Here is a 24,190-nt window from a genome sequence, read left to right on the forward strand (position 1 = left end):
AGGGCGGGGGAGCGGGGTGGTCAGGGGAGGAGATCGTTGAGGGTTCGGGCGAAGGCGTCCGGGTTGTCGAGCATGATGTTGTGGCCCGACTCCGGGATGGACAGCACCCGGACCCCGGCCGCCCGCAGGCCGTCGGCGTCGTCCGGGGCGCCGCCCTCCGGATGCAGGTACGTACGCGGCATCCGCAGCGACACGAGCAGCTCGCGCATCGTGGGATCGGTGCCCCGGGCGAGGCTGACGGCCGTGCGGTGGAGCCCGCGCAGGTCGGCCAGGCGCATCGTGGACCACCAGTGCGGCCCCACGCGGTCGCGCACCTCCTTCCACCCGCCGCCGACGAACTCCTCCTCCCCGTAGCTCGCGATGCCGCTGCCGCCGGGCGGCACCGGGGCCGGAGGGTAGGGGTCGAGGTTGGCGTCCACGAGGACCAGCTGGGAGACGAGCTCGGGATACCGGGCGGCCAGGACGATGGCCACGGCCCCGCCCATGCTGTGGGCGATGAGCGCCGCGTCGGCGACCCCCGCCTTCTCCAGGGCGGCGGCCAGCGCGCCGGCGTGGGCCTCCAGCGTGTACGCGAAATCCCGCGGCCGGTCGCTGATGCCGAACCCGAGCAGGTCGATCAGGAGGGAACGGCGGCGCGGCAGCAGCGGATGAGCGGCGACCTCCGCGTAGTAGGGGGCCGAGGTGGCGCCGAGTCCGTGGACGTAGACCCGGGCCGGATCCGGGCCGGGCAGCTCGACCCAGCGCATGCGGGCGCCGCTGGGATGGACGATGGCATCGTGCATGACGGCCTCCTCATACCTCGGGATCAATATATATCGGCACCGAGGTATGCTCATCGTCATGTTGGAGCTGGCGATACTCGGGTTCCTCAGCGACCACCCCCTGCACGGCTACGAGCTGCGTAAACGGGTGGCCGCCCTCATGGGGCACGTACGCCCGGTGGCCGACGGCACGCTCTACCCGGCCATCAAGCGCCTGGCCGCCGCCGGATGGGTGACGAGGAAGGACGAGCCGGGCGTCGCCGCCGCGCCCCGCCGCGTCCTCTACCTGACCGAGGACGGCCGTGCGGAGCTGGAGCGGCGCCTGCGCGAGCCCGCCGACCTCGACATCAGCGACGAGAACCGCTGGTTCACGCTGCTGGCGTTCCTGCGCCTCCTGGACGAGCCGGACGCGCAGGCGGCCGTGCTGCGCAGGCGGCTGACGTTCCTGGAGGAGCCGACCAGCTTCTTCTACGACGGCGAGCGGCCGATGGCGGCCGAGGAGTTCGCGGACCCGTTCCGGCAGGGCCTGCTCGTCATCGCCCAGGCCACCAGCCAGGCCGAGCTGACCTGGCTCAGGGCCACGATCGCGGAGCTGGAGAGCGCCCCGGCGGCCCGATAACGGGATGCGCCGCGCCCGGACGCTTGCGTACGTTCGGGACATGCGGCGATGTGAGGAGTGCGGTCACTGGGAGCCCGCCGGGGCGCCCGCCTGTGCGCGGTGCGCGGCCCTGGTGGACGAGATCGTCGAGGAGGGCTGGCTGGCCTTCGTGGAGCGCGAGTTCGGCACCGCGAACCCGCCCGGCGAACTCCTCATCGCCGAGATGGTCGTGGACGAGCCCGACCGGCACCCCTGGCGAGTGGTGGACGCCGCCTACGACCGGCTGACCTGCCCCGAGTGCGGCGGCCGGCTCAGCCGGGGCCCGGCCGGCTGCGCCCCCTGCGACCTGGCGAACGGCTTCCGCTACGCCGCCGTCGAGATCGACCGTCCCGGCGTGCCGCCGGGCAACGAGCACGCGCTGCGGGTGAACGTGGCGGTGACCCGCCGCCCGTACGGCGTCTCGGCCGCGGAGGTGCTGCTGCGCCGCCTGTCCCTGCCGATCCTGCTGGCCGGCCTGCTGCCCACGACGGCCCAGGCCCAGGCCACCAAGGCGGCGGCCAACGCCGGCGCGACGGAGGCCGAACTGGCCGCCCTGGTCTACGGGGAATGGGGCCGCGGCTGAGGTCGGGCGGGCCTGGTGCCGAGGGCCTGTTTGAAGTCGGGGCATTTGATGATCGGCTCGTGATCGCAGACGGCGGCGTGGCGGAGGCTGTCGCGCAGCCGGGTGAGCCGGCCGATCTGCTCATCGAGGCTGCCGGCCCTGGCGGCCATGCGGGCGCGCAGATCCGGGTCTCCGGGCCGGGCCGCCAGGAACCGGCCGATCTCCGCGACCGAGAATCCGGCGTCACGCGCGCACGTGATCAGCTCCAGGCGGTCCAGGACGTCCGGATGGTACGTACGGCGGAGCCCGTTGCGTCCGGCGGAGGCGATCAGTTCTTTCTTCTCGTAGAACCGCAGCGCCGAAGGCGCCAGCCCGGACCGCTGCGCCACCTCGGCGATGTCCAGCCAATCCTCGTCCATCACTGCCCCTTGACTTGAACCGCGCTTCAAGTCGCAGTCTAGACGCCATGAAGATCCATCATCTGAACTGCGGATCCGTGCGGACGATCGAGGCCACCTACGACGGTCCTCCGCCCGCGCCCGCCGTGAACCACTGTCTGCTGGTCGAAACCGACGCCGACGGCCTGGTGCTGGTCGAGACCGGACTCGGTCTCGGCGATGTCCGCGACCCCGGCGGCACGCTCGGGGTCGAATGGGTCGAGATGGCGCAACCCGTCCTGGACGAGGAGGAGACGGCCGTCCGCCAGATCGCCCGGCTCGGCCACACGCCGTCCGACGTCCGGCACATCATCGTGACCCATCTGGACGTGGACCACTGCGGCGGCCTTCCCGACTTCCCCGGCGCGCGGGTTCATGTGCTTGCCGCCGAGCTCGAAGCGGCCCTGGCCGAGGCGGCCGGCTCCCGCTACCGTCCCGCTCACTGGGCTCACGGCCCCGACTGGGTCACCTACCGTCCCGTACCGGGGGAGGAGTGGTTCGGCTTCACGGCGGTGCAGCCGGAAGGGCTGCCGCCGGAGATCAAGCTGATCCCGCTCGGCGGGCACACCGCCGGCCACACGGGGGTCGCCGTGCGGGACGGCGGCCGGTGGCTCCTGCACTGCGGCGACGCCTACTACTACCACCGTGAGCTGGAGGCGCTGAAGGAGCCGCACCCGCTGCTGGACTTCGTCCAGACCCGCTCAGAGGTGCATCGCGACCTGCGACTCGGCACCCAGGCCCGGCTGCGCGAGCTCGTACGCGACCACGGGGACGAGGTCGAGGTGTTCTCCGCGCACGACCCGTGGGAACTGGCTCGTTACCGCTGAGAGCGCGGCGGCCAGCTCAGATGCAGGTCGAGGTCGACGTCGAAACCGATGTCGAGCTGCAGTCTCTTGCGGTGGATGCCGGTGGGGACGTAAGCCTTGACGTCCGGCTCCAGCTCGAAGGTGAAGACGACCGGCAGGCCGTCCTCCTGTTCGACGCGCCAGAAATGCCGGATGCCGGCGTCGGCATATTTGATCGGCTTGGTGGTGCGGTCGCGGTCCATCGACTCCTCCGAGACGACCTCCACCACCAGGTGCACGTCCTCGGGCCGGAAGGAGGTGGTGCGCGGGGTGATCGCCGACTTCTCCACCAGGAGGATGCCGGGCTCCGGCCGCTGGCGCATGCCCAGGGTCACCGTCATCTCGCGGACCACCGCGAGGTGCTCCGGTGGCTTCAGGCGGTTCTCGAACAGCCGGACCGCGTAAAGCTGGAACGCCGTCCGAGGCGGCATCGTGATCAGTGACCCGTCGATCAGCTCGACGTGCCGCGGCGCGCCAGGGGGAAGGTGGTCGAGCATGTCGGCGGTCCAACCGCCGCGCGGGCGGGGGTGGAACCACTTGGGAAAGGCCGCGGTCATCGACGTGACTCCTTGCTCTGCGTGTCAAGGATGCCACGATCAGTGAACGTCAGGGGCGTTCTCGGCGTTCGTCGAGGGAACGGCGGTAGAGCTCGTCGATCTCTTCGAGGGGGTCCGGCGGGCGGCGGCGGGCCTCGATCTCCAGGTCCGTACGCGACGACAGGTCGGCGATCCCGGCGGCGGTGTGCTGGACCTGGTCGCCGAGGAGGTCGGCGCGGATGCGGGCGCACATGGCCGTCAGCGTGGCCTGGTGCTCGCGCAGCCGGCCGAGCGTGGCGTGGTCCACGTAGGGGGAGACGCGGCGCTGCTGGGCGTACATGCCGAGCTGGCCGTCGTGGACCTCGGCCTGGGCCTCCAGGTCGGCGAGGAGGCGGGGCAGGTCGCCGAGGCCCCAGCCCTGGCGCTGGGCGTGCTCGAAGGCCTGGCGGGTGAGGGCGACCTCGCGGCGCAGGTCGAGGCGGAGGCGTTCGACCTCGGCGGCGTCGCCCGTGCCCATCGCGTTGACGTGCGTGCTGAGGCGGCCGGCTGCCTGCTTGGCGTGGCCTGCGGCCTTTCGACCCAGCTTGACCAGCAGGTAGATGCCGACGCCTCCGAGCAGCAGGAGGAACGCCAGAATCACCAGGACGACGACGAGGAATTCGCCGATCTCCGTCACCCCCCTTGTCGGTGTCGTTGTCTTGAGGATAGTCGGCCCCGGCGGTCCTGGCGCGCCGCGCGGCCCGCGCCCCGGCCCGCGCCCCTGTCTGTGCCAAGCAAGCACTTGATCCAGGAGAGGAGTCGTGTTTCAGTGCACAAAGGTCGGAGCTGGATCGCGGCGGAAGGGCGGCGGCGGGCATGCTGGACGGCAAGGTTGTGATCATCACCGGGGGAGCGCGCGGCATGGGCGCGGCCACCGCGCGGCGCTGCGCCGCGGGCGGGGCGCACGTCGTGCTCACCGACGTGCTGGAGGAGGAGGGGACCGCCACCGCCAAGGAGATCGGCGGGCGGTTCCTGCCGCACGACGTGACCGACGAGGAGCGGTGGGCGGCGGTGGTCGCGCGCACGGTCGAGGAGTTCGGGCGGCTGGACGGCCTGGTCAACAACGCGGGCATCGCGACCGCCGTGACCATCGAGCAGCAGTCCTTGCCGGAGTTCGAACGGGTGCTGCGGATCAACCTGGTCGGGGTCTTCCTCGGGCTCAAGGCCGTCGCCGGGGCCATGCGGGCGTCGGGCGGCGGCGCGATCGTGAACCTGTCGTCCGTCGCCGGGCTCTTCGCGCTGCCGGGAACGGGCGGGTACGGCGCCTCCAAGTGGGGCGTGCGCGGGCTGACGAAGATCGCGGCGCTGGAGTTCGCGCGGGATCGGATCCGCGTCAACTCGGTGCATCCCGGGATGATCGTCACCCCGATGACCCGGCCGTTCGGCGCCGTCTCCGGAGAGGGGACCTTCCCTCTGGCCCCGGCCGGGCGGTGGGGCGAGCCCGAGGAGGTGGCCGAGGCGATCGCGTTCCTGCTGTCGGACGCGGCGTCGTACGTGACCGGCGCGGAGCTGGCCGTGGACGGCGGCTGGACGGCGGGCGAGGCCGCCCTCCTGGGCCCGCCCCCCGGCGCGGCCCCCAGCCCGGTCCCCAGCCCGGCCCCCGGGGCGAGCCCCGCCGCAGGCCCAGCGCCGGGGACGAGCCCAGGGACGAGCCCCGGCGCGGGCGGGGTGGGCTGACCGATGGCCTATGCCGACGTGGCCGGCGACGTCCGGCTCTTCTACACCGACGACGGCACCGGCGACGCCGAACGCCCGCCGCTGCTGCTCGTGCACGGCTGGGGCACCGACTCCCACCAGTGGTCCTGGCACATCGACGCCCTGACCGCCGCCGGCCACCGCGTGATCGCCCCCGACCTGCGCGGGCACGGCTACTCGTCGGTCCCGGAGACCGGCAACACGCCCCGCGCGATGGCCGCCGACCTCAAGGCGCTCCTCGACGACCTCGGCGTCCGGCAGGTGGTCGCGGTCGGCCACTCGATGGGCGCCCAGGTGGTCTCCGTCCTCGCCGTCGAGCATCCGGACCGGGTCCGCGCGCTCGTCGCCGTCGATCCCGGCTACGGCATGTCCGACGACATCGTCCGCGGCTTCCCCCGGATGGTCGCGGGCCTGCGCGGGCCGCGCCCGCACGAGGCCGCCGAGGCCATCGACGAGTGGTGCACGAACGCCGCCACCCCCGCCGTCGTCCGCCGCTGGCACAAGCGCCGCCTGCACGGCATGGCCCCGCACGTGCTGGCCGAGGCGATGGAGGCGATGTTCACCGCGCCGGACGCCATCGGGGCGCGGCCCGCGAGCGAGGAGTACCTGGCGCGGCGGACCTGCCCGGTGCTGTCGATCTGGTCCGATTCAGGGCGGGCGTCCTGGGAGGCGGGGCTGCTGAAGGACCCGGCGTCCAAGGTCGTGTGCTGGGAGGGCTCCAGCCACCGGCTGCACGAGGAGCGGCCCGCGGAGTTCGTCCACCTGGTGACGGGGTGGCTGCGTCGAGTGGCAGCGTGAGGGGCCCCGGCGGAGCACCGGGACCCCTCACCGCGTGGGCGCGGCAGGGTCGGGGGCCACGTGACGCCCACACGTCGCGTTCGCTACCGGGAAGGACTGTAGGGGGCGCGCGGGAACCGGCGGATCAGCCCGCAGGGTGATCGCGGATCATCCTGGAGGCTGACTCCGGGCGGCCCGCCTGCGGGCACGGAACCGCCGTACGCGCCGCAGGAGCCACCAGCTCAGCACGGCGAGCAGCACCAGCGCGACGATCACCAGCAACGGGAGGAAGATCGCGATCAGGCTCATGCCGAGCGACCCCGCGTCCTCGACGGTGCTCACGACGGGGGCGCCGGCCCCTGCCGTGCCCACGTTGACGAGGGGGCGGGCGGCCGCCTTCATGGCGTGCACGGCCAGCGCGACGCCGATGCCGAGCAGCCAGCCCACCCAGGGGTTCTCGGTCATCCAGGAGGAGTTCTCCAGCTCGGCGGCGGCGCTGGTGGCGGAGAAGACCACGCCTCCCGAGGCCGGGCGCACCACGGTCTGGATGGCGTCGTTGACGCTGTCGACGGCGGGCACCTTGTCGAGGACCACCTCGGCGGCCAGCAGCACCGCGATGATCGCGAGCACGCCCCAGTTCGACAGCCAGGCGTAGCCGTCGGGGAGTTTCACGGTGTCGGTGAAGTTCGACAGCACGCCAACGACCAGGAGCGGGATGTAGGCGTTGAGGCCGGCGGCCGTGGACAGGCCCAGGCCGGTCAGTGCGGCGAGCATTGCTCCAGTCTGCCCGGCTTCAGTCGGTACGCGCGGCCTCGTCCATGAGATCCGTGAGCCCGCCGCCGGTGAACTCGGCCACGGCCCGCTCGTACTTCTCCATCCCCCAGGACCAGAAGTCGAAGTCGATGGTGTCGTTCGCGCCGTCCTGGATGGCGGCCCAGAGCGTCCAGCCGTACTTCGACATGAGGCCGAGCAGCCGGGCGCGGGCGATCTTGTGGCGCAGCCGCCGGCCGTAGTACGCGGTGACCAGCTCCTCCAGGTGGCCCGGCGGCAGGTCGGACTCGCTCCAGACGTTGCCGAGCTCGAAGCAGGGGTCGTTGTTGCCGGCGTACTCGTAGTCGATCAGCCACAGGCGCTCGCCGTCGTCGAGGATGTTGCCCGGCAGCAGGTCGTTGTTGCAGGGAACGGTGCCCTCGGCCCGCACCTCCAGACATTTCCGGATGTTTGCCGCGTCGGGCATGAAATCCAGATATCTCGCCGGCAACCGGAAGCCCCGCTCCCGCACGATCCCCAAATACCGCCGCTGCACCTCGAACATGTCGAAGTCCCGAGGGAACCGCGGCCCCGCGTGCAGCCGCCGGCACGCTTCCGCCACCCGCGGCAGGTTCGCCGGATCCCGCAGGTCCGCCTCGGTGAAGGCGCGCGCCGGAAGGTACTCCACCACCAGCACCCCCAGCTCCGGCAGGTACGCGTGCACCGGCGCCCCCACCCCCGCGGCCGCCGCCGCGAGCGAGCTGGCGTGCTCGGCGTCCCTGTCGATGGCCAGCAGCGCGCCGTCGCTGGCCTGCACCCGCACCACGTACGCGCCGGCGGGCGTGACGACCTTGTAGTTGCGGTTGGTGAGCCCGCCGGGCAGCTCCTCGACCGAGCGCGGCCCGCCGCCCGGCAGGGGGACGCGCTCCAGCAGGTCGAGCAGCTCGGACGGGACGGGCGCCTCGGGCACGGCCATGGTCGATGCTAGGCCGCCCGCCGCCGAACGGTCTAGACCTTTCACACCCCGGCGGTTAGCCTCCGGATCATGAGCGACTCGGCCCGCATCGTGATCATCGGCGGGGGCGTCGGCGGCGCGTCCGTGGCCTACCACCTGACCCGGCTCGGCGAGCGCGACGTCGTCGTGCTGGAGCGGGACGAGCTGACCAGCGGCTCCACCTTCCACTCCGCGGGCCTGGTCGGCCAGCTCCGCGCCGATCCCACGCTCACCCGCATGAACCAGTACTCCGTCGAGCTCTACCGCACCCTCGACGCCGGCTGGACCGAGTGCGGCGGCATCAAGCTCGCCTCCACGCCCGAGCGCATGGAGGAGATCCGCCGCCAGATCGGCTGGGCGCGCGCGTCGGGGCTGCCGCTGGAGGAGATCTCGGTGGCCGAGGCCGTGGAGCTGTTCCCGCTCATGGACCCCGAGGGCGTGGTCGGGGCGGCGTACCTGCCGACCGACGGCCAGATCGACCCCTCCCAGCTCTGCTACGCCCTCGCCGCCGGGGCCCGCGAGGGCGGCGCGCGGATCAGGACCGGCGTCCGCGTCCTCGGCGTCAGGACGGCTCGCGGCCGGGTCACCGGCGTCGTCACCGACCACGGGGACATCGACTGCGAGATCGTGGTCAACTGCGGCGGCATGTTCGCCGCCGAGATCGGCCGCATGGCCGGGGTGCGCGTCCCGATCATCCCGATGTCGCACCAGTACGTCGTCACCGACGCCTGCCACGACCACCCCCGCCTGCCCACCCTGCGCGACCCCGACCTGCTCGTCTACTACCGGCAGGAGGTGCGGGGCCTGGTCATGGGCGGCTACGAGCGCACCTGCGCGCCCTGGACCGCCGCCCCCGACTCCTATGACGCCGTGCCCGCCGACTTCAACGGCCGCCTCCTGCCCGAGGACTGGCCGCGCTTCGAGGAGATCTCCGCCAACTCCCGGCTCCGCGTGCCCGCGATGGGCGACGTCGGCATCCGCAAGCTCGTCAACGGTCCGGAGGCGTTCACCCCCGACAACGAGTTCTGTCTCGGCGAGAGCGAGGTCGCGGGGTTCTACGTGGCCGCCGGGTTCTGCGCCCACGGCATCGCGGGCGCGGGCGGCATCGGCAAGGTGATGGCCGAGTGGATCATCGGGGGCGAGCCGCCGATGGACCTCTGGCACATGGACGTGCGCCGCTTCGGCCGCCACTACCGCTCACCGTCGTACACGCTGAAGCGGGCCGTGGAGAACTACGAGACCTACTACGACATCCGCTACCCCGGCGAGGAGCGCGGCGCGGGCCGGCCGCTGCGCACCTCGCCCGCCTACGCCTGGCACGCCGCCCACGGCGCCGTCTTCGGCGAGAAGGCGGGCTGGGAGCGGGTCCACTACTACGCGGCCAACGACACCGGCGACGTGGGGGAGCGGCCGTACGGCTGGGCCGGGCGCGGCTGGTCGCCCGCGATCGGCGCCGAGCACCGCGCGACGCGCACGGCGGCCGGACTGTTCGACGAGAGCTCGTTCGCCAAGATCGAGGTCACCGGCCCCGACGCGGCCGAGCTGCTGGAGCGGGTCTGCGCCAACCGGGTGGCCCGCGAGATCGGCACGGTCGTCTACACCCAGGCGCTCAACCGGCGCGGCGGCATCGAGTGCGACTTCACCGTCACCCGGCGGGGCGAGGAGGAGTTCCTCGTCGTCACCGGCACCGCGTTCGGCACGCACGACCTCGGCTGGCTGCGCCGGCAGGCCGCGCTCACCGGCGCCAAGGCCAGGATCGCCGACGTGACCGGCCAGTACGCCTGCTTCGCCCTGTGGGGCCCGCGCGCCGCCGACGTCGTCGCCGGGCTCACCCCCGGCCCGATGGACCTGCCGTTCATGACCGCCCGCGAGACCACCGTCGGCGACGTGCCGGTGCTGGCGCTGGCCGTGACGTTCGTCGGCGAGCCCGGCTGGGAGCTCTACTGCTCCAGCGAGTACGGCCGCGCGCTCTGGGAGACCCTGTGGCGCGCCGGGCAGCCGCACGGCCTGGTGGCGGGGGGCTACCGCGCCATCGACAGCCTCCGGCTGGAGAAGGGCTACCGCGTCTGTGGCGCGGACATCGGCCCGGAGACCACGCCGTACGAGGCCGGCCTCGGCTTCTGCGTCAAGCCGGACAAGGACTTCGTCGGCCGCGACGCGCTCGACCCCGGCCCGGAACGGCGGCTGCGCTGCCTCGTCCTCGCCGACCCGCGCGCCGTGGCGCTCGGCAACGAGCCCGTCAGCCTGGCCGGCCGGGTGGTGTCCCGGGTGACCTCCGGCGGCTACGGCTACACCGCCCGCGCCTCCATCGCCTACGCGTACCTGCCCGTGGAGGCGGGCATCGGCACCGAGGTGGAGGTCGAGATCGAGGGCGCCCGCGTGGCGGGCACGGTCGTCAAGACGCCGCTCAGCTGACTCCGCTGCGCACCGAGATCCGCACCCGGTCCGGCCGGAACAGGTCGCGGGCGTACTCCACGGGGGTGCCGCCGGCCGCGTACGCCGTCCGCTCGATGAGCATGAGCGGCGCGCCCGGCGCGATGCCCAGCTCGGCGGCCTCCCCGGCGCCGGCGATCACGGGGTCCAGGTGCTCGACCGCCGTCCGTGGCTCCAGGTCGTAGCGGGCGCCGAGCAGCGCGTACAGCGAGCCCGTCAGGTCCGCGCCGAGGAAGCCGGGCAGCGGCGGGAAGAACGAGCGCTCCAGCGCCACCGGCGAGCGGCCCGCCGAGCGCACCCGGGCCACCTCGTGCACCGGCGAGCCCGCCGCGACCCCCAGCGCCCTGGCCGCCGCCACCGGCGCGGGCACGGTCGCGGCGGCCAGGACGCGCGCCTCGGCCCGCAGGTGGGCCCGGCGCATCTGCTCGGTGAACCCGGCGAGCCCGGTCAGGTCGCACTCGACGCGCGGCTCGGACACGAACGCCCCGCCCGCCCGTCCCGGGACCCGTACCAGCAGTCCGTCGCGCTCCAGCGTGGCGAGGGCCTGGCGCAGCGTCATCCGGCTCACGCCGAGCCGCCCGGCCAGCTCCCGCTCGCCGGGCAGCCGGTCGCCGGGCGCCAGCTCGCCCCGATCGATCGACTCCAGCAGCCACCGCTCGATCTGCACGTGCGCGGGGACGCCGGTGCCGCGTTCCAGCTCAGGCGGAGTGCCGACCACAGGCGCAGGTTACTCCGGCGGGGCGCTCACTCCGAGAGCCGGGCCAGGCGCTCGACCGCCTCGGCGAACTCGCTGACCATCTCGTAGACCACCTGCCGGGCGGGCTTGATCTGGTCGAGCTGGCCCACGACCTGCCCGACGAAGTAGTTGGCCAGCTCCAGCGCGCCCGGCTCGCCCCGCTCCGCCGCCGTGGTGATGCGGGCCATCGCCCCTTCGGCGATGAGCATCTGCAGCGGCATGCCGAGCGGCCCGGGGCTCTCCTGGGCGGCGTCCCACTCCTGCGTCCAGGCGGACCTGAGCTGGCGGGCCGGCTTGCCGGTGCGCGAACGCGAGCGGACCGTGTCGAGCGACGAGGCGGCCAGCATCTTCCGCTTGACCGCCGGAGCCGTCTCGGCCTCCTCCGTGGTCAGCCAGACCGAGCCGCACCACACGCCCTGCGCGCCGAGCGCCATGGCCGCCGCCATCTGCCGCCCGCTCGCGATGCCGCCGGCGGCCAGCACCGGCACCGGCGCGACCGCGTCCACGACCTGCGGCACCAGCACCATCGTGGAGATCTCGCCGGTGTGGCCGCCCGCCTCGGTGCCCTGCGCCACGATGAGGTCCGCGCCCGCGGCCACCTGCCTGCGCGCGTGCTCCACGGTGCCGACCAGCGCCGCGACCGGCACCCCGGCCTCCCGCGCCTTGGCCACCATCTCCGGCGGGGGCGGGCCCAGGGCGCTCGCGATCAGCCCGATCGGGTGCTTGAGCGCCACGTCCACCAGGCTCGACGCGCCCGCCGCCGTCACCCGCCGGCCGAACGAGTCCGCCGTCGCCGCCATCGGCTGCGCCGACCCGCCCACCTGGTACTTCGCCATCAGATGGGTGACGAAGTCGCGGTGCCGCTCGGGCACGAAGTCCATCAGGTGGCCGCCCTCCAGCGCGGCGGCGTCCACCTTGCCGGGCACGAGCACGTCCACGCCGTACGGCCTGCCGCCCACCTGCTCGTCGATCCAGGTCAGCTCGGTGTCGAGCTGGTCGGGCGAGTACGCGACCGCGCCCAGCACCCCGAACCCGCCCGCGTTCGTGACCGCGGCCACGACGTCCCTGCAGTGGCTGAAGGCGAACAACGGGAACTCGACGCCGAGACGTTCGCACACAGGGGTCCTCATGAACCGACGCTAACCGACCGAAGGAAGTTCGGTCCATCCCCGGTGGGCAACGGCGCCCCGGGTCAGGAGGCCGGGTCCGGCCGTACGGGGTCGTGCCAGCCCAGCTCCGGCGTGTAGCCGCGGACCCGCCGCGCCGGCACCCCCGCCACCACGCTGTGGTCCGGGAAGGTGCCGCGCACCACCGCGCCGCCCGCCACCACGCACTGCCGGCCGAGCGTCGTGCCCGGCAGGATGATCGCCCCGGCGCCCAGCCACGAGCCCGAGCCGATCGAGACGGGGCTGTTGCGCGGCCACTGGCGGCCGATCGGGATGTCGGGGTCGTCGTAGACGTGGTTCTGGTCGGTGATGTAGACGTACGGGCCGGTGAAGACGTCGTCGCCGATGTCGATCGACTGGTGGGCCACGATGTGGCTGCCCCGGCCGATCGAGCAGCCGCGGCCGATCCGCAGGATGGAGGAGGGGCCGAGGTCAAGTCCGGGGTTCATGCCGCAGGAGATCGACACGCGCTCGCCGATCAGCGTGTGGTCGCCGATCTCGATGTACGCCTCGCCGAAGATCGCCCCGGGAGGGAACGCGATGCTGACCCCGTCGCCGATCCGGCGGAATTCATGGCCGCCCGGAGTGGCCGGAGTGATCGCGCCGGCACGGCGGATCGCCGCGTAGGCGCGATGGATCGCCGCGTTCACGATCCGCCGAACTAGTGACATAGCCACCAAAGTTACCGCTAGGTCATACCGTTCGGGCATGTGAGGGGCGTTGTTTGATATCCTGAGAGCCCGTGGACACTTCGACCACACATCGAGCCACGGGAGCCCCTTTGCGCAGCGCATCGCAAACCAAGCATCTGTTCGTCACCGGCGGTGTCGCCTCCAGTCTCGGCAAGGGGCTCACGGCCTCCAGCCTCGGTCGCCTGCTCAAGGCACGCGGTCTCCGGGTCACCATGCAGAAGCTCGACCCTTACCTCAACGTGGACCCCGGGACGATGAACCCGTTCCAGCACGGCGAGGTGTTCGTCACCGACGACGGCGCGGAGACCGACCTCGACGTCGGCCACTACGAGCGTTTCCTCGACACCGACCTGCACGGCTCGGCCAACGTCACCACCGGCCAGGTCTACTCCAACGTCATCGCCAAGGAGCGGCGGGGCGAATACCTCGGCGACACCGTCCAGGTCATCCCGCACATCACCAACGAGATCAAGGACCGCATCAGGGGCATGGCCGGTCCCGAGGTCGACGTGGTCATCACCGAGGTCGGCGGCACCGTCGGCGACATCGAGTCGCTGCCGTTCCTGGAGGCCGTCCGGCAGATCCGGCACGAGGTGGGCCGCGACAACGTCTTCTGCCTGCACGTCTCGCTGCTGCCCTACATCGGGCCGTCCGGCGAGCTCAAGACCAAGCCCACCCAGCACAGCGTGGCCGCGCTGCGCAGCATCGGCATCCAGCCCGACGCCATCGTCCTGCGCTCCGACCGGTCCGTGCAGACGGCGATCAAGCGCAAGATCAGCCTCATGTGCGACGTCGACGAGGACGCCGTGGTCTCCGCCGTGGACGCCGCCTCCATCTACGACATCCCGAAGGTGCTCCACTCCGAGGGCCTCGACGCCTACGTCGTACGCCGGCTCGGCCTGCCCTTCCGCGACGTCGACTGGAAGGAGTGGGAGGAGCTGCTGCGCCGGGTGCACCGCCCGGCCAAGGAGGTCACCATCGCGCTGGTCGGCAAGTACATCGACCTGCCCGACGCCTACCTGTCGGTCACCGAGGCGCTGCGCGCGGGCGGCTTCGCCAACGACGCGCGGGTCAACATCCGCTGGGTCAAGAGCGACGACTGCGAGACGCCCGAGGGCGCCGAGCGCGAGCTCGACGGCGTGGACGGCGTGCTGATCCCCGGCGGGTTCGGCGTGCGCGGCATCGAGGGCAAGATCGGCGCCATCCGGCACGCCAGGGAGCAGAAGATCCCGCTGCTCGGCATCTGCCTCGGCATGCAGGGCATGGTCATCGAGGCCGCCCGCAACATGGCCGGCATCACCGAGGCCAACTCCACCGAGTTCGACCCCGACACCAAGCACCCGGTCATCTCCACCATGGCCGACCAGGAGGACGTCGTCGCCGGCGAGCGCGACATGGGAGGCACCATGCGCCTCGGCAGCTACACCGCCAAGCTCGCCGAGGGCTCGCTCGCCCGCAAGCTCTACGGCGGCAAGGCCAAGGCCGACGAGCGCCACCGCCACAGGTACGAGGTCAACAACGCCTACCGCGAGCAGCTGGAGAAGGTGGGCCTGGTCTTCTCCGGCCTGTCGCCCGACGGCAGGCTGGTCGAGTACACCGAGCTGCCGGTGGAGACGCACCCGTTCTTCGTCGGCACGCAGGCGCACCCCGAGTTCCGCTCCCGCCCGACCCGCGCCAACCCGATGTTCAAGGGCCTCATCGGCGCGGCGCTCGACTACGCCGAGGGCCGGGTGGGCGCTAGGGTCGCCCAGTGAGCTCAGCCATGATCAGCGACACGCCCGAGTCGTGGGACGTCGTCGAGAGCAAGGAACATTTCTCCGGTTACGTCATCCGGGTGGTCACCGACACCGTCAGGATGCCCCGCGACGAGGTCGCCGACCGCGACTACGTGGTGCATCCCGGCTCCGTCGCGGTGCTCGCCCTCGACGACCTCGACCGCGTCCTCATGATCAGGCAGTACCGCCATCCGGCCCGGCAGCTCATGTGGGAGCTGCCGGCCGGGATCCGCGACGTGGCGGGCGAATCGCTGGTCGACGGGGCGGCCCGTGAGCTGGCCGAGGAGGCCGGCTACCGGGCGGCCACCTGGCACACCCTCGTCGACCTGCGCACCTCGCCCGGCATGAGCGACGAGCGCATCCGGGTCTTCCTCGCCCGCGACCTCACCAAGATCCCCGACGAGGAGAACGGCTTCGTGCACCGGCACGAGGAGATCGACATGCCGGTCGAATGGGTCCCGCTGCCCGACGCGGTCGAGAAGGCGCTCATGGGTATGATCCACAATTCCCCGGCCGTGGCCGGTATCCTCGCCGCATATGCGGCTTCGGTCGAGGGTTTCGCGACGTTGCGCCCGGCCGACGCCCCGGAGGCGTGACGTATCGGGAAGGACCGGCTCGTGGAGGCAGTGCTCTCCAGCTACCTCGCCCATCTGGCGGTGGAGCGGGGGCTGGCCGCCAACACGCTCGCGTCCTACCGCCGTGACCTGCGCCGTTACATGGAGCATCTGCAGGCGCGCGGCCGTGCCGAGCTCGGCGAGGTGGGGGAGGCCGACGTACAGGCCTTCCTCGCCGCGCTGCGCGAGGGCGACGGCGAGCACCCCGCGCTCGTCGCCAGCTCGGCCGCGCGCGCGGTCTCGGCCGTACGCGGCCTGCACCGCTTCGCCCTGCGCGAAGGCGTCACCGCCCACGACCCCGCCCACCAGGTGCGCCCGCCGCGCCAGCTCCGCCGGCTGCCCAAGGCCATCACGGTGGACGAGGTCGAACGGCTCATCGCCGCCTCGGGCCCCGACGGCGCGCCCCTGACCCTGCGCAACCGCGCCCTGCTGGAGGTCCTGTACGGCACCGGCGCGCGCATCTCCGAGGCCGTCGGCCTGGCCGTCGACGACCTGGAGGACGACCAGGTGCGCCTGCGCGGCAAGGGCGGGCGCACCCGCGTCGTCCCCCTGGGCCGCTACGCCCGCGCCGCGCTCGACGCCTACCTCGTCCGCGCCCGGCCCGGCCTGCTGGCGCACGGCCGCGGCACGCCCGGCGTCTTCCTCAACGCCCGCGGCGGGCGGCTGACCAGGCAGGGCGCCTGGGAAGTGCTCCAGGCCGCCGCCGAACGAGCCGGGCTCGACGGGATAAGCCCCCACGTCCTGCGGCATTCGTTCGCCACCCATCTCCTCGACGGCGGCGCCGACGTCAGGGTGGTCCAGGAACTGCTCGGCCACGCCTCGGTCACGACCACGCAGGTCTACACCCTGGTCACCGTCGACAAGCTCCGCGAGGTCTACGCGGCGGCGCACCCACGCGCCCGGCAGTGATCTATAGTCTTTTGCGACGTGCCGCGGCGACGGCGTGCCGCCTTGCCGCGTTAAGTGGTGACGCCATAGTGTCCGTCCGGACGGTCCGGTTCGGGACCGTCAGGGAGGTTCGAGCTGGTGACTGTGACGACCAAGGGTTCGACCCCGGGGACCCCCGACAACCCCTGGGGCGACACGAAGACCAACGCGCCTTCCAACGGCGTCAACCTGGGGCCCACGCAGCGGCCACGGCCGGTGTTCCCCGAGCCGGTGCCGCCCGCCGTGCACGGCCCCGCGCGCGTCGTCGCGATGGTCAATCAGAAGGGCGGGGTCGGCAAGACCACGACCACCATCAACCTGGGCGCCGCCCTCGTCGAGTACGGCCTCAAGGTCCTGCTGGTCGACTTCGACCCCCAGGGCGCGCTCTCCGTCGGCCTGGGCATCAACCCGCTCCAGCTCGACCTGACCGTCTACAACCTCCTCATGGAGCGCGGCGTCACCGCCGAGGAGGTGCTGCTGCAGACCGGCGTCGAGGGCCTCGACCTGCTGCCCAGCAACATCGACCTGTCCGCCGCCGAGGTCCAGCTGGTCACCGAGGTGGCTCGCGAGCAGGTGCTCGGCCGCGTCATCAAGCCGCTGCTGCCGCACTACGACGTCTGCCTCATCGACTGCCAGCCGTCGCTCGGCCTGCTCACCATCAACGCGCTGACCTGCGCCCACGGCGTCATGGTGCCGCTGGAGTGCGAGTTCTTCGCCCTGCGCGGCGTCGCGCTGCTCATGGACACCATCTCCAAGGTCCAGGAGCGCCTCAACGAGGACCTCGAGATCGAGGGCCTGCTCGCCACCATGTACGACGCCCGCACCCTGCACGGCCGCGAGGTGCTGGCCCGCGTGGTCGAGGCGTTCGGCGACAAGGTGTTCCACACGGTCATCAACCGCACCGTGCGCTTCCCCGACGCGACCGTGGCCGGTGAGCCGATCACCACGTTCGACCCCTCCTCGCTGGGCGCCAACGCCTATCGCGAGCTGGCCCGCGAAGTGCTCTCGCGCTGGCCGGCACCTGCCACAATGGCGAGGTGACCACCGCCGAGCAGACCGACCCCCAGGGCTTCCAGGTCCACCTGGACGTCTTCGAAGGGCCCTTCGATCTGCTCCTCGGCCTCATCGCCAAGCACAAGCTGGACATCACCGAGGTCTCGCTCTCCAAGGTCACCGACGAGTTCATCGCCTACATCCGCTCGCGGGGCCCCGAGTGGGACCTCGACCAGACCAGCCACTTCCTGCTGGTCGCGGCCACGCTGCTCGACCTCAAGGCGGCCCGGCTGCTGCCCTCGGGCGAGGTCGAGGACGAGGAGGACCTGGCGCTGCTGGAGGCCAGGGACCTGCTGTTCGCGCGGTTGCTGCAGTACAAGGCGTACAAAGAGGTCGCGAAGGTCTTCTCCGGGCTCATGGCGGAGGAGGCGCTGCGCTTCCCGCGTACCGTGCAGATGGAGCCCCAGTTCGCGAACCTGCTGCCCGAGCTGGTGCTGGGCGTCGGGCCCGAGCAGCTGGCCAGGATCGCGGCGCGGGCCTTCACCCCCAAGGCGCCGCCCACCGTCGGGATCGGGCACATCTACGAGCCGCTGGCCAGCGTCAAGGAGCAGGCCGCGATCCTCGTCTCGCACCTGCGGCGGCTGCGCCGGGCCACCTTCCGGGCGCTCGTCGCCGACTGCGCGGGGACCTTCGAGGTCATCGCGCGGTTCCTGGCCGTGCTGGAGCTGTTCAGGGAGGCGGCGGTGACCTTCGAGCAGGTCGAGCCGCTGGGCGACCTGCACGTCACCTGGACCGGGGCCGACGAGGGGGATGTGGCGGTGGGGGACGACTACGAGGAATCCGCGGAGAAGCCACGCAATGACTGACAACCCCAACCCCTCCGACCCCCGCCATCCGCTCCCCGCCTGGATGACCCTCCCAGGCTCCCTGGCCCATCCGGCGGATCCCCCTGCCGACGCACCTCCGCCCGCTGAGGTGTCAGGGGCTGCGGCCGCCTCAGAGCCGGCGCAGGAGCCTGCGGACGTCCCTGAGCCGGCGGCCGAGCCTGCGGACTTCTCTGAGGCGGCGGAAGAGTCCGAGCCCGTCGATGCGCCTCGACCGTCGGAGGTGTCCGAGGCCGCCGAGGCTCCGCGGCCGGCGGAGGTGTCCGAGCCCGCCGAGATGCCGCAGCCCCCGGTCACCGCACCCCCTGCACCGGCTCCTCACGCCGGCCCGGCATCAGCGGACGGGACGCACCTCACCGCCGCGACGCCCGTGGCCGAAGAAGTGCGAGAGCCCCTGCGAGCGGAGCCGTCCCCAGCCCCCGCGCCTTCGCCCCGCCCTGGGGGCGTCGCCGCCCCAGGCGCGGGGGAGTTCGAGGCCGGTGACCAGCAGGAGGAGCGGGAGAAGGCGGAAGGGCCGACGTTGCAGGCGGCTCTGGAGGCTATCCTGCTGGTGGTCGATGAGCCCGTCGCCGAGGTGACCCTGGCGCAGGTGCTGGAGCGCCCCACCCACGAGGTCGCCGCCGCGCTGCGCGGGCTCTCGGCGGAATACACCGCCTCCGGGCGGGGTTTTGCTCTGAGAGAGGTCGCAGGCGGCTGGCGGTTCTACACGCGCGCCGACTGCGCCGCGCTGGTCGAGCGGTTCGTCCGCGACGGCCAGCAGTCGCGGCTGACCCAGGCCGCGCTGGAAACCCTCGCGGTCGTGGCCTACCGGCAACCGGTGAGCCGCGCCCGTGTCGCCGCCGTACGCGGCGTCAACAGCGACGGCGTCATGCGGACGCTCGTCGCCAGGGGGCTGGTCGAGGAGGCCGGCACCGACCCGGAGAGCCAGGCAGTGCTCTACCGGACAAGCTCATACTTCCTTGAACGTCTGGGACTGCGGGACCTGAGCGAGCTCCCCGAGCTCGCCCCCTTCCTCCCCGACGACGTGGAGAACCTCGAGGAGACAACAAAGTGATCAACAGGCGAAGCACCCCGTCCGGTGATGGACGCGGTCGTGGACGCACCGGCGGCTCGGACCGTAGTGCCGGCCGTGGCGGGCGTCCCGCCTTCCGCGCGGAGCGCGACGACCGCGGATACGGCGGCCGGCCGTCCGGCGACCGTGGCAGGTCGTCCGGCGACCGTGACCGCTCCTACGGCGGTGACCGTGACGACCGCGGCTACGGCCGCGACTCCGTGAGTGACAACCGGCCTTCGCGCGACTCCCTCCGCGCCGACCGCGGGGGTTCCCGCGCCCGGTACGGCGGACGTGACGGCGCGAGCGAGGGCCGCTACCCCCGAGACGACCGCAACCGCCGGGATGACCGTTACGCCGGTGGCGACCGCGGCGGCGACCGGGAGCGCGGCTCCTGGTCGCGAGGCGACCGCGACGACCGGCCCGCCCGCGGCGACCGCGACGGCGGATTCTCCCGCGACGACCGCTCCGACAGGTACGGTCGCAGCCCGCGCGCCGAGCGCCCGCGCGGCGAAGGCTTCGGCGGCCCCCGAGGCGATCGCGACCGCGGCTGGGACCGCGACCGGTCCAGCGGCAGGCCCAGTGACCGGACCGCTGACCGGGGCGGTGACCGGGCCGGCAGCCGGACCTGGGACCGCGACCGTGACGGGAACCGCGGCGGCTACCGCGCCGACCGCCCCGAGCGCCGCACCGACCGCTCCTTCGACCGTCCCGAGCGCCGCACGGATCGCTTCGGCGACCGCTCCGACAGCCGCGCCGACCGCTTCGGCAACCGTTCCGAGAGCCGTTCCGACCGCTTCGGCGGCCGCCCTGAGGGCCGCGCCGACCGCTTCGGCGGCCGCCCTGAGGGGCGTTCCGACCGCTTCGGCGGCCGTTCTGAAGGCCGCACCGACCGGTTCGGCGGCCGTTCCGAGGGCCGCGTCGAGCGGTCCGGTGGCCGTACCGACGGGTTCGGCGGGCGTGAGGACCGGGGTGGTTACCGGTCCGACCGTGGTGAGCGCCGGGACGACCGGGGTGGTTTCCGTTCCGACCGGAGCGGGGGACGCTCCGAGCAGGGCGCGCCCCGCGAGGCGGGATCGACCCGTTCCCGCTACGGCCGGCGTGACGACGCCCCCCGGGGCGTCGTACGGGCGACCGCCCGTGGCGGCAGGCGTGACGACGTCCAGACCATCGGCAAGGCCGGCAGGGCCGGCGGGCCGGGAGGAGGCGCGTCCGGTGACCGCAAGGGTCCCGGCAGCCCCCAGCAGGCCCGTATCAAGGCGGCCCGTCAGCCCATCCGCGACCGCGACCTGTTCCCCGAGGGCTACACCGACGAGCGCGACACCACCGAGGTCCCGGACGGCGTCCGGCTGCAGAAGGTGCTCGCGCAGGCGGGCGTGGCCAGCCGCAGGGCGTGCGAGGAGATGATCGGCGAGGGCCGCGTCACGGTGAACGGCCAGGTCGTACGCCGCTTCGGCGCCAAGGTCGACCCCGCCAAGCAGGTCATCCACGTGGACGGCAAGCGCATCCCGACGGCCCCCGACCTGGTCTACTACGCGCTCAACAAGCCCATCGGCGTCGTGTCCACCATGGAGGACCCGCAGGGCCGCCCGTGCCTGGCCGACTACGTCCAGGAGCTGGCGCCGAGGCTGTTCCACGTGGGCCGGCTCGACACCGAGACCGAGGGCCTGCTGCTGCTCACCAACGACGGCGAGCTGGCCAACCGGCTCACCCACCCCAGCTACGGCGTGCAGAAGAAGTACTGGGCGAAGGTGCCTGGCCCGATCCCGAGGGACCTCGGGCGCCGGCTCAAGCAGGGCATCGAGCTGGAGGACGGTCTCGTCAGGGCCGACAGCTTCGCCATCGTGCAGGAGCACGCCCAGCAGGCGCTGGTCGAGGTCGTCCTGCACGAGGGGCGCAAGCACGTCGTCAGGCGCATGCTGGAGGAGGCCGGGCACCGGGTCATCGACCTGGCCAGGATCGAGTTCGGCCCGGTGAAGCTGGGCCGTACCAAGCCCGGCACCATCCGCGCGCTGACCCTGAAAGAGGTCGGCGAGCTGTACGCGGCCGTGAAGCTGTAATCTGTCCGAACGCAGGAGCCCGTGCGTGCTTTGTTCCGCACGGGCTCTCCCGCTTGTCAGAAGGGGACGAACCACATGGTGCGGGCGGTCCGCGGGGCGATCCAGGTGGACGCGAACGATCGTGACTCGATCATCGAGGGCACGACCGAGCTGGTCAGCGTCCTCATGGAGCGCAACCGGCTGACCACGGACGACGTGATCAGTGTGCTGTTCACGGCCACGCCCGACCTGACGGCGGAGTTCCCCGCGCTCGCGGCGCGCAAGCTGGGCTTCCACGAGGTCCCGCTGATCTGCTGCACCGAGATCGACGTGCCGGGCGCTTTGCCCCGCGTCGTACGGCTCATGGCCCACATCGAGACCGATCGCCCACGTTCGGAGATCCACCACGTCTACCTGCGGGGGGCCGTGGCGCTCCGCCAGGACATCGCCCAATAGGCCCCGATCAGGGGCGGCCCGACACACCAGGACATCCAGATGGAACTACGCACCGTGCTCGTCGTCGGCACCGGTCTCATCGGCACCAGCACCGCGCTGGCGCTGCGCAGGCACGGCGTGCGGGTCCTGCTCGCTGACCGCGACCCCGGCGCCGTACGGCTGGCGCGCGAGCTCGGCGCGGGCGAGGAATGGACGCCGGAGGCCCCGCCCGAGGAGGGCGTGGACCTGGCGGTGATCGCGGTGCCCCCGGCGTTCGTGGCCGGCGAGCTGCTGGAGCTGCAGCGGCACGACGCCGCGCGCTTCTACACCGACGTGGCCAGCGTCAAGGCCGAGCCCATCGACCGGGCCCGGCAGCTCGGCTGCGACCTGACGTCGTACGTCGCCTCGCACCCGCTCGCGGGCCGGGAGCGGAGCGGTCCGGGTGCCGCCCGCGAGGACCTGTTCCTGGGCCGTCCGTGGGCGCTGTGCCCCACCGGTGAGGCCGATCCCGAGGCGAAGGCCGCCGTGCTGCGGCTGGTCGAGCTGTGCGGGGCCAACCCGGTCGAGGTCGGTGCGGTCGAGCACGACCGCGCCGTGGCCGTCGTCTCCCACGCGCCGCACGTCACCGCCTCGGCCGTGGCCGCGCGCCTGGCCGACACCACCGACGTCGCGCTCGGCCTGGCAGGGCAGGGCGTCAGGGACGTCACCAGGATCGCCGGCAGCGACCCCGGCCTGTGGCTCGGCATCCTGTCCGGCAACGCGGCCCCGGTCGCCGAGGTGCTGGAGGCCGTCGCGCGGGACCTCACCGAGGCCGCGGGCGCGCTGCGCGCCCTGGCCGACGGCGACGGCACCGCCATGCAGGACATCACCCAGCTGCTCAAGCGGGGTGTCGTCGGGCACGACCGCATCCCGGGCAAGCACGGCGGGCCCGCCTCGGCGTACGCGGTGGTCCAGGTGGTCATCGGCGACCGTCCCGGGCAGCTCGCCCGGTTGTTCCAGGTGTGCGACGAGGTCGGGGTCAACGTCGAGGACGTCCGGCTGGAGCACGCGCCCGGGTTGCCGCTGGGCATCGCCGAGCTGTCCGTGCAGCCCGACGCCGCGGTCCCGCTCGTCGAGGCGCTGCGCGACCGGGGCTGGCAGCTTCCCTGACCCCGCCGGCGCCGCGGTGCCCCGGTGGGGTGCGCGGTGGGGTGCGCGGTGGGGTGCGCGGCGGGGTGCGCGGCGGGTGTCGGCGGCCCACCGCGCACGCTGGTCACCGCTCGGTCACTTCTTGGTGACCGCCTGGCTGACGGCGTTGGGGCCGTCGTACTCGCGGTCCGGCATGTCCTCCAGAGCCTTGACGATGTCGTCGTCCGCGCCGTGGTCACGGGCGGCCCGGACCAGGTCGTCCTTGCTGGCGGGGTAGTCCACGCCGCTCAGGTGCTTCTGGAGCTGGATCGGGTTCGGTGCTGTACTCATGTCGGCCTGCTGCCCGTCGTACGCGGGAGGTAACAGCGGGTGCCCCGAAGTCAGCCGCCGGCGCGTTCCAGCAGGCGGCGGTCGCGTTCGACGGATGGAGGGAGGGCGCGGCGGGCGGCCAGGGCCCGCGGCAGGCGGGGTACGGCCCTGCGCAGCCCCTCCCAGCCCGCCGGCCCCCGGCGCAGCGCGGCGAGGAACCGGCGGGCCACCACCGTCCACGGGCGGCGCAGCACCGCCGTGAGCACGGAGTTGCGCGCGGCCAGCACCTGCCGTCCCCGGGGGTCCCTGGACGGTGACGGGTGGTGGTGGGCCACGACGTCGTCCACGTACGCCAGGCCCCATCCGCGCGCCGCCAGGTCCACCGCCAGCCGTTCCTCCTCGCCGAAGAAGAAGATCACGTCGTCGAACCCGCCCGCCTCCAGGAACGCCTCCCGCCGCACCACGGCGCCGCACGCCAGGAAGCCCAGCACGCTCGGCCCCGGCAGGTCAGGCTCGGCGCCGAGCGGCGAGTGCGCCATCCGCTCCGACACCGGGTCCAGCCGCTCCTCGGGGCCCACGAGCACGCGCGCCCCCAGGACGGCCAGCCGGGGGTGGGCGTCCAGCACGTCGGCCGCCCGTCCCAGCGCTCCCGGCGCCCACCAGGAGTCGTCGTCGGCGAAGGCCACGTAGGGCGTCTCCGCGAGGCGTACGCCGACGTTGCGGGCGGGCGCCCCCAGGTTCTCGCCCGCCTCGACCACCTGTACGTCGGGGAAGTGCTTGCGGACGAAGCCCACCGTCCCGTCGGTGGAGCCGTTGTCGACGAGGATCACCGGACGCGGGTGCCGGGGGAGCGAGCGGGCCAGCGCTCGCAGCCTGTCCTTGCTGGCCACCACGACCGTGACCCGGGCTTCGCTCACATCAGAGCACTTACCTGCCGAAACCCCCTTAGTCACTAAATGGCGGTTGATGAACCGG

The 24,190-nt window shown here is 72.8% G+C and carries 26 protein-coding genes; 15 read left to right on the forward strand and 11 right to left on the reverse strand.

Annotated features, from left to right (window positions below; genetic code table 11):
* Positions 1-20: 20 nt before the first annotated feature.
* Positions 21-782 carry an alpha/beta fold hydrolase gene (locus ABD292_RS04105; protein ID WP_344205326.1) on the reverse strand — a complete coding sequence of 254 codons (762 nt, stop codon included), beginning with the start codon at positions 780-782 and terminating at the stop codon, positions 21-23.
* Positions 783-840: 58 nt separating this feature from the next.
* On the opposite strand from ABD292_RS04105, the gene ABD292_RS04110 reads away from it, so the two are divergent.
* Both ABD292_RS04110 and ABD292_RS04115 read left to right on the forward strand, forming a co-directional pair.
* The gene (locus ABD292_RS04110; RefSeq protein WP_344205328.1) at positions 841-1,380 is read left to right on the forward strand and encodes a PadR family transcriptional regulator; all 540 of its coding nucleotides are present in this window, start codon (positions 841-843) and stop codon (positions 1,378-1,380) included.
* Positions 1,381-1,420: 40 nt separating this feature from the next.
* The gene (locus ABD292_RS04115) at positions 1,421-1,981 is read left to right on the forward strand and encodes a hypothetical protein (RefSeq protein ID WP_344205329.1); all 561 of its coding nucleotides are present in this window, start codon (positions 1,421-1,423) and stop codon (positions 1,979-1,981) included.
* Here the strand turns inward: ABD292_RS04115 and ABD292_RS04120 are convergent.
* Complete coding sequence (locus ABD292_RS04120; protein WP_344205331.1) at positions 1,957-2,379, reverse strand: MerR family transcriptional regulator; 423 nt, start codon at positions 2,377-2,379, stop codon at positions 1,957-1,959. The two genes, ABD292_RS04115 and ABD292_RS04120, sit on opposite strands and share 25 nt — an antisense overlap.
* Before the next feature lie 47 nt (positions 2,380-2,426).
* Between ABD292_RS04120 and ABD292_RS04125 the strand changes: the two genes are divergently transcribed.
* Positions 2,427-3,224, forward strand: a complete 798-nt coding sequence (locus tag ABD292_RS04125; protein WP_344205333.1) for an MBL fold metallo-hydrolase — start codon at positions 2,427-2,429, stop codon at positions 3,222-3,224.
* On the opposite strand, the gene ABD292_RS04130 is transcribed toward ABD292_RS04125, so the two are convergent.
* The gene (locus tag ABD292_RS04130) at positions 3,215-3,799 is read right to left on the reverse strand and encodes a Uma2 family endonuclease (RefSeq protein WP_344205335.1); all 585 of its coding nucleotides are present in this window, start codon (positions 3,797-3,799) and stop codon (positions 3,215-3,217) included. The genes ABD292_RS04125 and ABD292_RS04130 overlap by 10 nt on opposite strands.
* 49 nt (positions 3,800-3,848) lie before the next feature.
* Positions 3,849-4,454, reverse strand: a complete 606-nt coding sequence (locus tag ABD292_RS04135; protein WP_344205337.1) for a hypothetical protein — start codon at positions 4,452-4,454, stop codon at positions 3,849-3,851.
* A gap of 179 nt (positions 4,455-4,633) precedes the next feature.
* On the opposite strand from ABD292_RS04135, the gene ABD292_RS04140 reads away from it, so the two are divergent.
* The gene (locus ABD292_RS04140) at positions 4,634-5,494 is read left to right on the forward strand and encodes a glucose 1-dehydrogenase (protein WP_344205338.1); all 861 of its coding nucleotides are present in this window, start codon (positions 4,634-4,636) and stop codon (positions 5,492-5,494) included.
* A 3-nt stretch (positions 5,495-5,497) separates the two neighbouring features.
* Positions 5,498-6,310, forward strand: coding sequence for an alpha/beta fold hydrolase (locus ABD292_RS04145; RefSeq protein ID WP_344205339.1), 813 nt, complete (start codon positions 5,498-5,500; stop codon positions 6,308-6,310).
* Between the two features lie 147 nt (positions 6,311-6,457).
* Here ABD292_RS04145 and ABD292_RS04150 read toward each other — a convergent pair whose 3' ends face one another.
* Both ABD292_RS04150 and ABD292_RS04155 read right to left on the reverse strand, forming a co-directional pair.
* Complete coding sequence (locus ABD292_RS04150; RefSeq protein WP_344205340.1) at positions 6,458-7,063, reverse strand: DUF4126 domain-containing protein; 606 nt, start codon at positions 7,061-7,063, stop codon at positions 6,458-6,460.
* Positions 7,064-7,082: 19 nt separating this feature from the next.
* A complete protein-coding gene (locus ABD292_RS04155; RefSeq protein WP_344205341.1) occupies positions 7,083-8,015 on the reverse strand; it encodes a phosphotransferase in 933 nt (310 codons plus the stop codon).
* A gap of 69 nt (positions 8,016-8,084) precedes the next feature.
* Between ABD292_RS04155 and ABD292_RS04160 the strand changes: the two genes are divergently transcribed.
* On the forward strand, positions 8,085-10,448 hold the full coding sequence (locus ABD292_RS04160; protein WP_344205342.1) for a GcvT family protein: 2,364 nt from the start codon (positions 8,085-8,087) through the stop codon (positions 10,446-10,448).
* Here the strand turns inward: ABD292_RS04160 and ABD292_RS04165 are convergent.
* From ABD292_RS04165 to ABD292_RS04175, 3 genes are all read right to left on the reverse strand, one after another.
* Positions 10,441-11,184 (reverse strand): GntR family transcriptional regulator, encoded by a 744-nt coding sequence (locus tag ABD292_RS04165; protein WP_344205343.1) that lies wholly within the window; start codon positions 11,182-11,184, stop codon positions 10,441-10,443. The two genes, ABD292_RS04160 and ABD292_RS04165, sit on opposite strands and share 8 nt — an antisense overlap.
* 26 nt (positions 11,185-11,210) lie before the next feature.
* Positions 11,211-12,332: an NAD(P)H-dependent flavin oxidoreductase gene (locus ABD292_RS04170; RefSeq protein WP_344205344.1), complete on the reverse strand. Its 1,122-nt coding sequence runs from the start codon at positions 12,330-12,332 to the stop codon at positions 11,211-11,213.
* Positions 12,333-12,394: 62 nt separating this feature from the next.
* Positions 12,395-13,039, reverse strand: coding sequence for a DapH/DapD/GlmU-related protein (locus tag ABD292_RS04175; protein ID WP_344205346.1), 645 nt, complete (start codon positions 13,037-13,039; stop codon positions 12,395-12,397).
* A gap of 110 nt (positions 13,040-13,149) precedes the next feature.
* On the opposite strand from ABD292_RS04175, the gene pyrG reads away from it, so the two are divergent.
* From pyrG to ABD292_RS04220, 9 genes are all read left to right on the forward strand, one after another.
* A complete protein-coding gene (gene pyrG / locus ABD292_RS04180; RefSeq protein WP_344205347.1) occupies positions 13,150-14,814 on the forward strand; it encodes a CTP synthase in 1,665 nt (554 codons plus the stop codon).
* Between the two features lie 8 nt (positions 14,815-14,822).
* Positions 14,823-15,431, forward strand: coding sequence for an NUDIX domain-containing protein (locus ABD292_RS04185; protein WP_344206428.1), 609 nt, complete (start codon positions 14,823-14,825; stop codon positions 15,429-15,431).
* A gap of 21 nt (positions 15,432-15,452) precedes the next feature.
* A complete protein-coding gene (gene xerD / locus ABD292_RS04190; RefSeq protein WP_344205349.1) occupies positions 15,453-16,358 on the forward strand; it encodes a site-specific tyrosine recombinase XerD in 906 nt (301 codons plus the stop codon).
* 123 nt (positions 16,359-16,481) lie between these two features.
* The gene (locus ABD292_RS04195; RefSeq protein WP_371250375.1) at positions 16,482-17,417 is read left to right on the forward strand and encodes a ParA family protein; all 936 of its coding nucleotides are present in this window, start codon (positions 16,482-16,484) and stop codon (positions 17,415-17,417) included.
* The gene (locus ABD292_RS04200) at positions 17,414-18,235 is read left to right on the forward strand and encodes a segregation and condensation protein A (protein ID WP_344205351.1); all 822 of its coding nucleotides are present in this window, start codon (positions 17,414-17,416) and stop codon (positions 18,233-18,235) included. Before ABD292_RS04195 ends, ABD292_RS04200 begins: the two co-directional genes overlap by 4 nt.
* A gap of 538 nt (positions 18,236-18,773) precedes the next feature.
* Positions 18,774-19,307 (forward strand): SMC-Scp complex subunit ScpB, encoded by a 534-nt coding sequence (gene scpB, locus ABD292_RS04205; RefSeq protein ID WP_344206429.1) that lies wholly within the window; start codon positions 18,774-18,776, stop codon positions 19,305-19,307.
* Entirely contained in the window at positions 19,304-21,364 is a 2,061-nt protein-coding gene (locus tag ABD292_RS04210; protein WP_344205352.1) for a pseudouridine synthase, read from the forward strand. Before scpB ends, ABD292_RS04210 begins: the two co-directional genes overlap by 4 nt.
* Before the next feature lie 75 nt (positions 21,365-21,439).
* Positions 21,440-21,799, forward strand: coding sequence for a chorismate mutase (aroH, locus tag ABD292_RS04215; protein WP_344205353.1), 360 nt, complete (start codon positions 21,440-21,442; stop codon positions 21,797-21,799).
* Positions 21,800-21,838: 39 nt separating this feature from the next.
* Positions 21,839-22,927 (forward strand): prephenate dehydrogenase, encoded by a 1,089-nt coding sequence (locus ABD292_RS04220; protein ID WP_344205354.1) that lies wholly within the window; start codon positions 21,839-21,841, stop codon positions 22,925-22,927.
* A gap of 114 nt (positions 22,928-23,041) precedes the next feature.
* Here the strand turns inward: ABD292_RS04220 and ABD292_RS04225 are convergent, their stop codons facing one another.
* Entirely contained in the window at positions 23,042-23,236 is a 195-nt protein-coding gene (locus tag ABD292_RS04225; protein WP_344205355.1) for a DUF2795 domain-containing protein, read from the reverse strand.
* Between the two features lie 50 nt (positions 23,237-23,286).
* On the reverse strand, positions 23,287-24,132 hold the full coding sequence (locus ABD292_RS04230; RefSeq protein WP_344205356.1) for a glycosyltransferase family 2 protein: 846 nt from the start codon (positions 24,130-24,132) through the stop codon (positions 23,287-23,289).
* Positions 24,133-24,190: the final 58 nt, after the last annotated feature.

The sequence above is a fragment of the Nonomuraea bangladeshensis genome (genome assembly GCF_039529455.1).
GTDB classification, from domain to species: Bacteria; Actinomycetota; Actinomycetes; order Streptosporangiales; family Streptosporangiaceae; genus Nonomuraea; species Nonomuraea bangladeshensis.

Bases quoted from the DNA above. Each gene is read 5' to 3' on its own strand.
- ABD292_RS04105 (WP_344205326.1), bottom strand. From the start codon at position 782: ATGCACGATGCCATCGTCCATCCCAGCGGCGCCCGCATGCGCTGGGTC.
- ABD292_RS04110 (WP_344205328.1), top strand. From the start codon at position 841: ATGTTGGAGCTGGCGATACTCGGGTTCCTCAGCGACCACCCCCTGCAC.
- ABD292_RS04115 (WP_344205329.1), top strand. From the start codon at position 1,421: ATGCGGCGATGTGAGGAGTGCGGTCACTGGGAGCCCGCCGGGGCGCCC.
- ABD292_RS04120 (WP_344205331.1), bottom strand. From the start codon at position 2,379: ATGGACGAGGATTGGCTGGACATCGCCGAGGTGGCGCAGCGGTCCGGG.
- ABD292_RS04125 (WP_344205333.1), top strand. From the start codon at position 2,427: ATGAAGATCCATCATCTGAACTGCGGATCCGTGCGGACGATCGAGGCC.
- ABD292_RS04130 (WP_344205335.1), bottom strand. From the start codon at position 3,799: ATGACCGCGGCCTTTCCCAAGTGGTTCCACCCCCGCCCGCGCGGCGGT.
- ABD292_RS04140 (WP_344205338.1), top strand. From the start codon at position 4,634: ATGCTGGACGGCAAGGTTGTGATCATCACCGGGGGAGCGCGCGGCATG.
- ABD292_RS04145 (WP_344205339.1), top strand. From the start codon at position 5,498: ATGGCCTATGCCGACGTGGCCGGCGACGTCCGGCTCTTCTACACCGAC.
- ABD292_RS04150 (WP_344205340.1), bottom strand. From the start codon at position 7,063: ATGCTCGCCGCACTGACCGGCCTGGGCCTGTCCACGGCCGCCGGCCTC.
- ABD292_RS04155 (WP_344205341.1), bottom strand. From the start codon at position 8,015: ATGGCCGTGCCCGAGGCGCCCGTCCCGTCCGAGCTGCTCGACCTGCTG.
- ABD292_RS04160 (WP_344205342.1), top strand. From the start codon at position 8,085: ATGAGCGACTCGGCCCGCATCGTGATCATCGGCGGGGGCGTCGGCGGC.
- ABD292_RS04170 (WP_344205344.1), bottom strand. From the start codon at position 12,332: ATGAGGACCCCTGTGTGCGAACGTCTCGGCGTCGAGTTCCCGTTGTTC.
- ABD292_RS04175 (WP_344205346.1), bottom strand. From the start codon at position 13,039: ATGTCACTAGTTCGGCGGATCGTGAACGCGGCGATCCATCGCGCCTAC.
- ABD292_RS04185 (WP_344206428.1), top strand. From the start codon at position 14,823: ATGATCAGCGACACGCCCGAGTCGTGGGACGTCGTCGAGAGCAAGGAA.
- aroH (WP_344205353.1), top strand. From the start codon at position 21,440: ATGGTGCGGGCGGTCCGCGGGGCGATCCAGGTGGACGCGAACGATCGT.
- ABD292_RS04220 (WP_344205354.1), top strand. From the start codon at position 21,839: ATGGAACTACGCACCGTGCTCGTCGTCGGCACCGGTCTCATCGGCACC.
- ABD292_RS04225 (WP_344205355.1), bottom strand. From the start codon at position 23,236: ATGAGTACAGCACCGAACCCGATCCAGCTCCAGAAGCACCTGAGCGGC.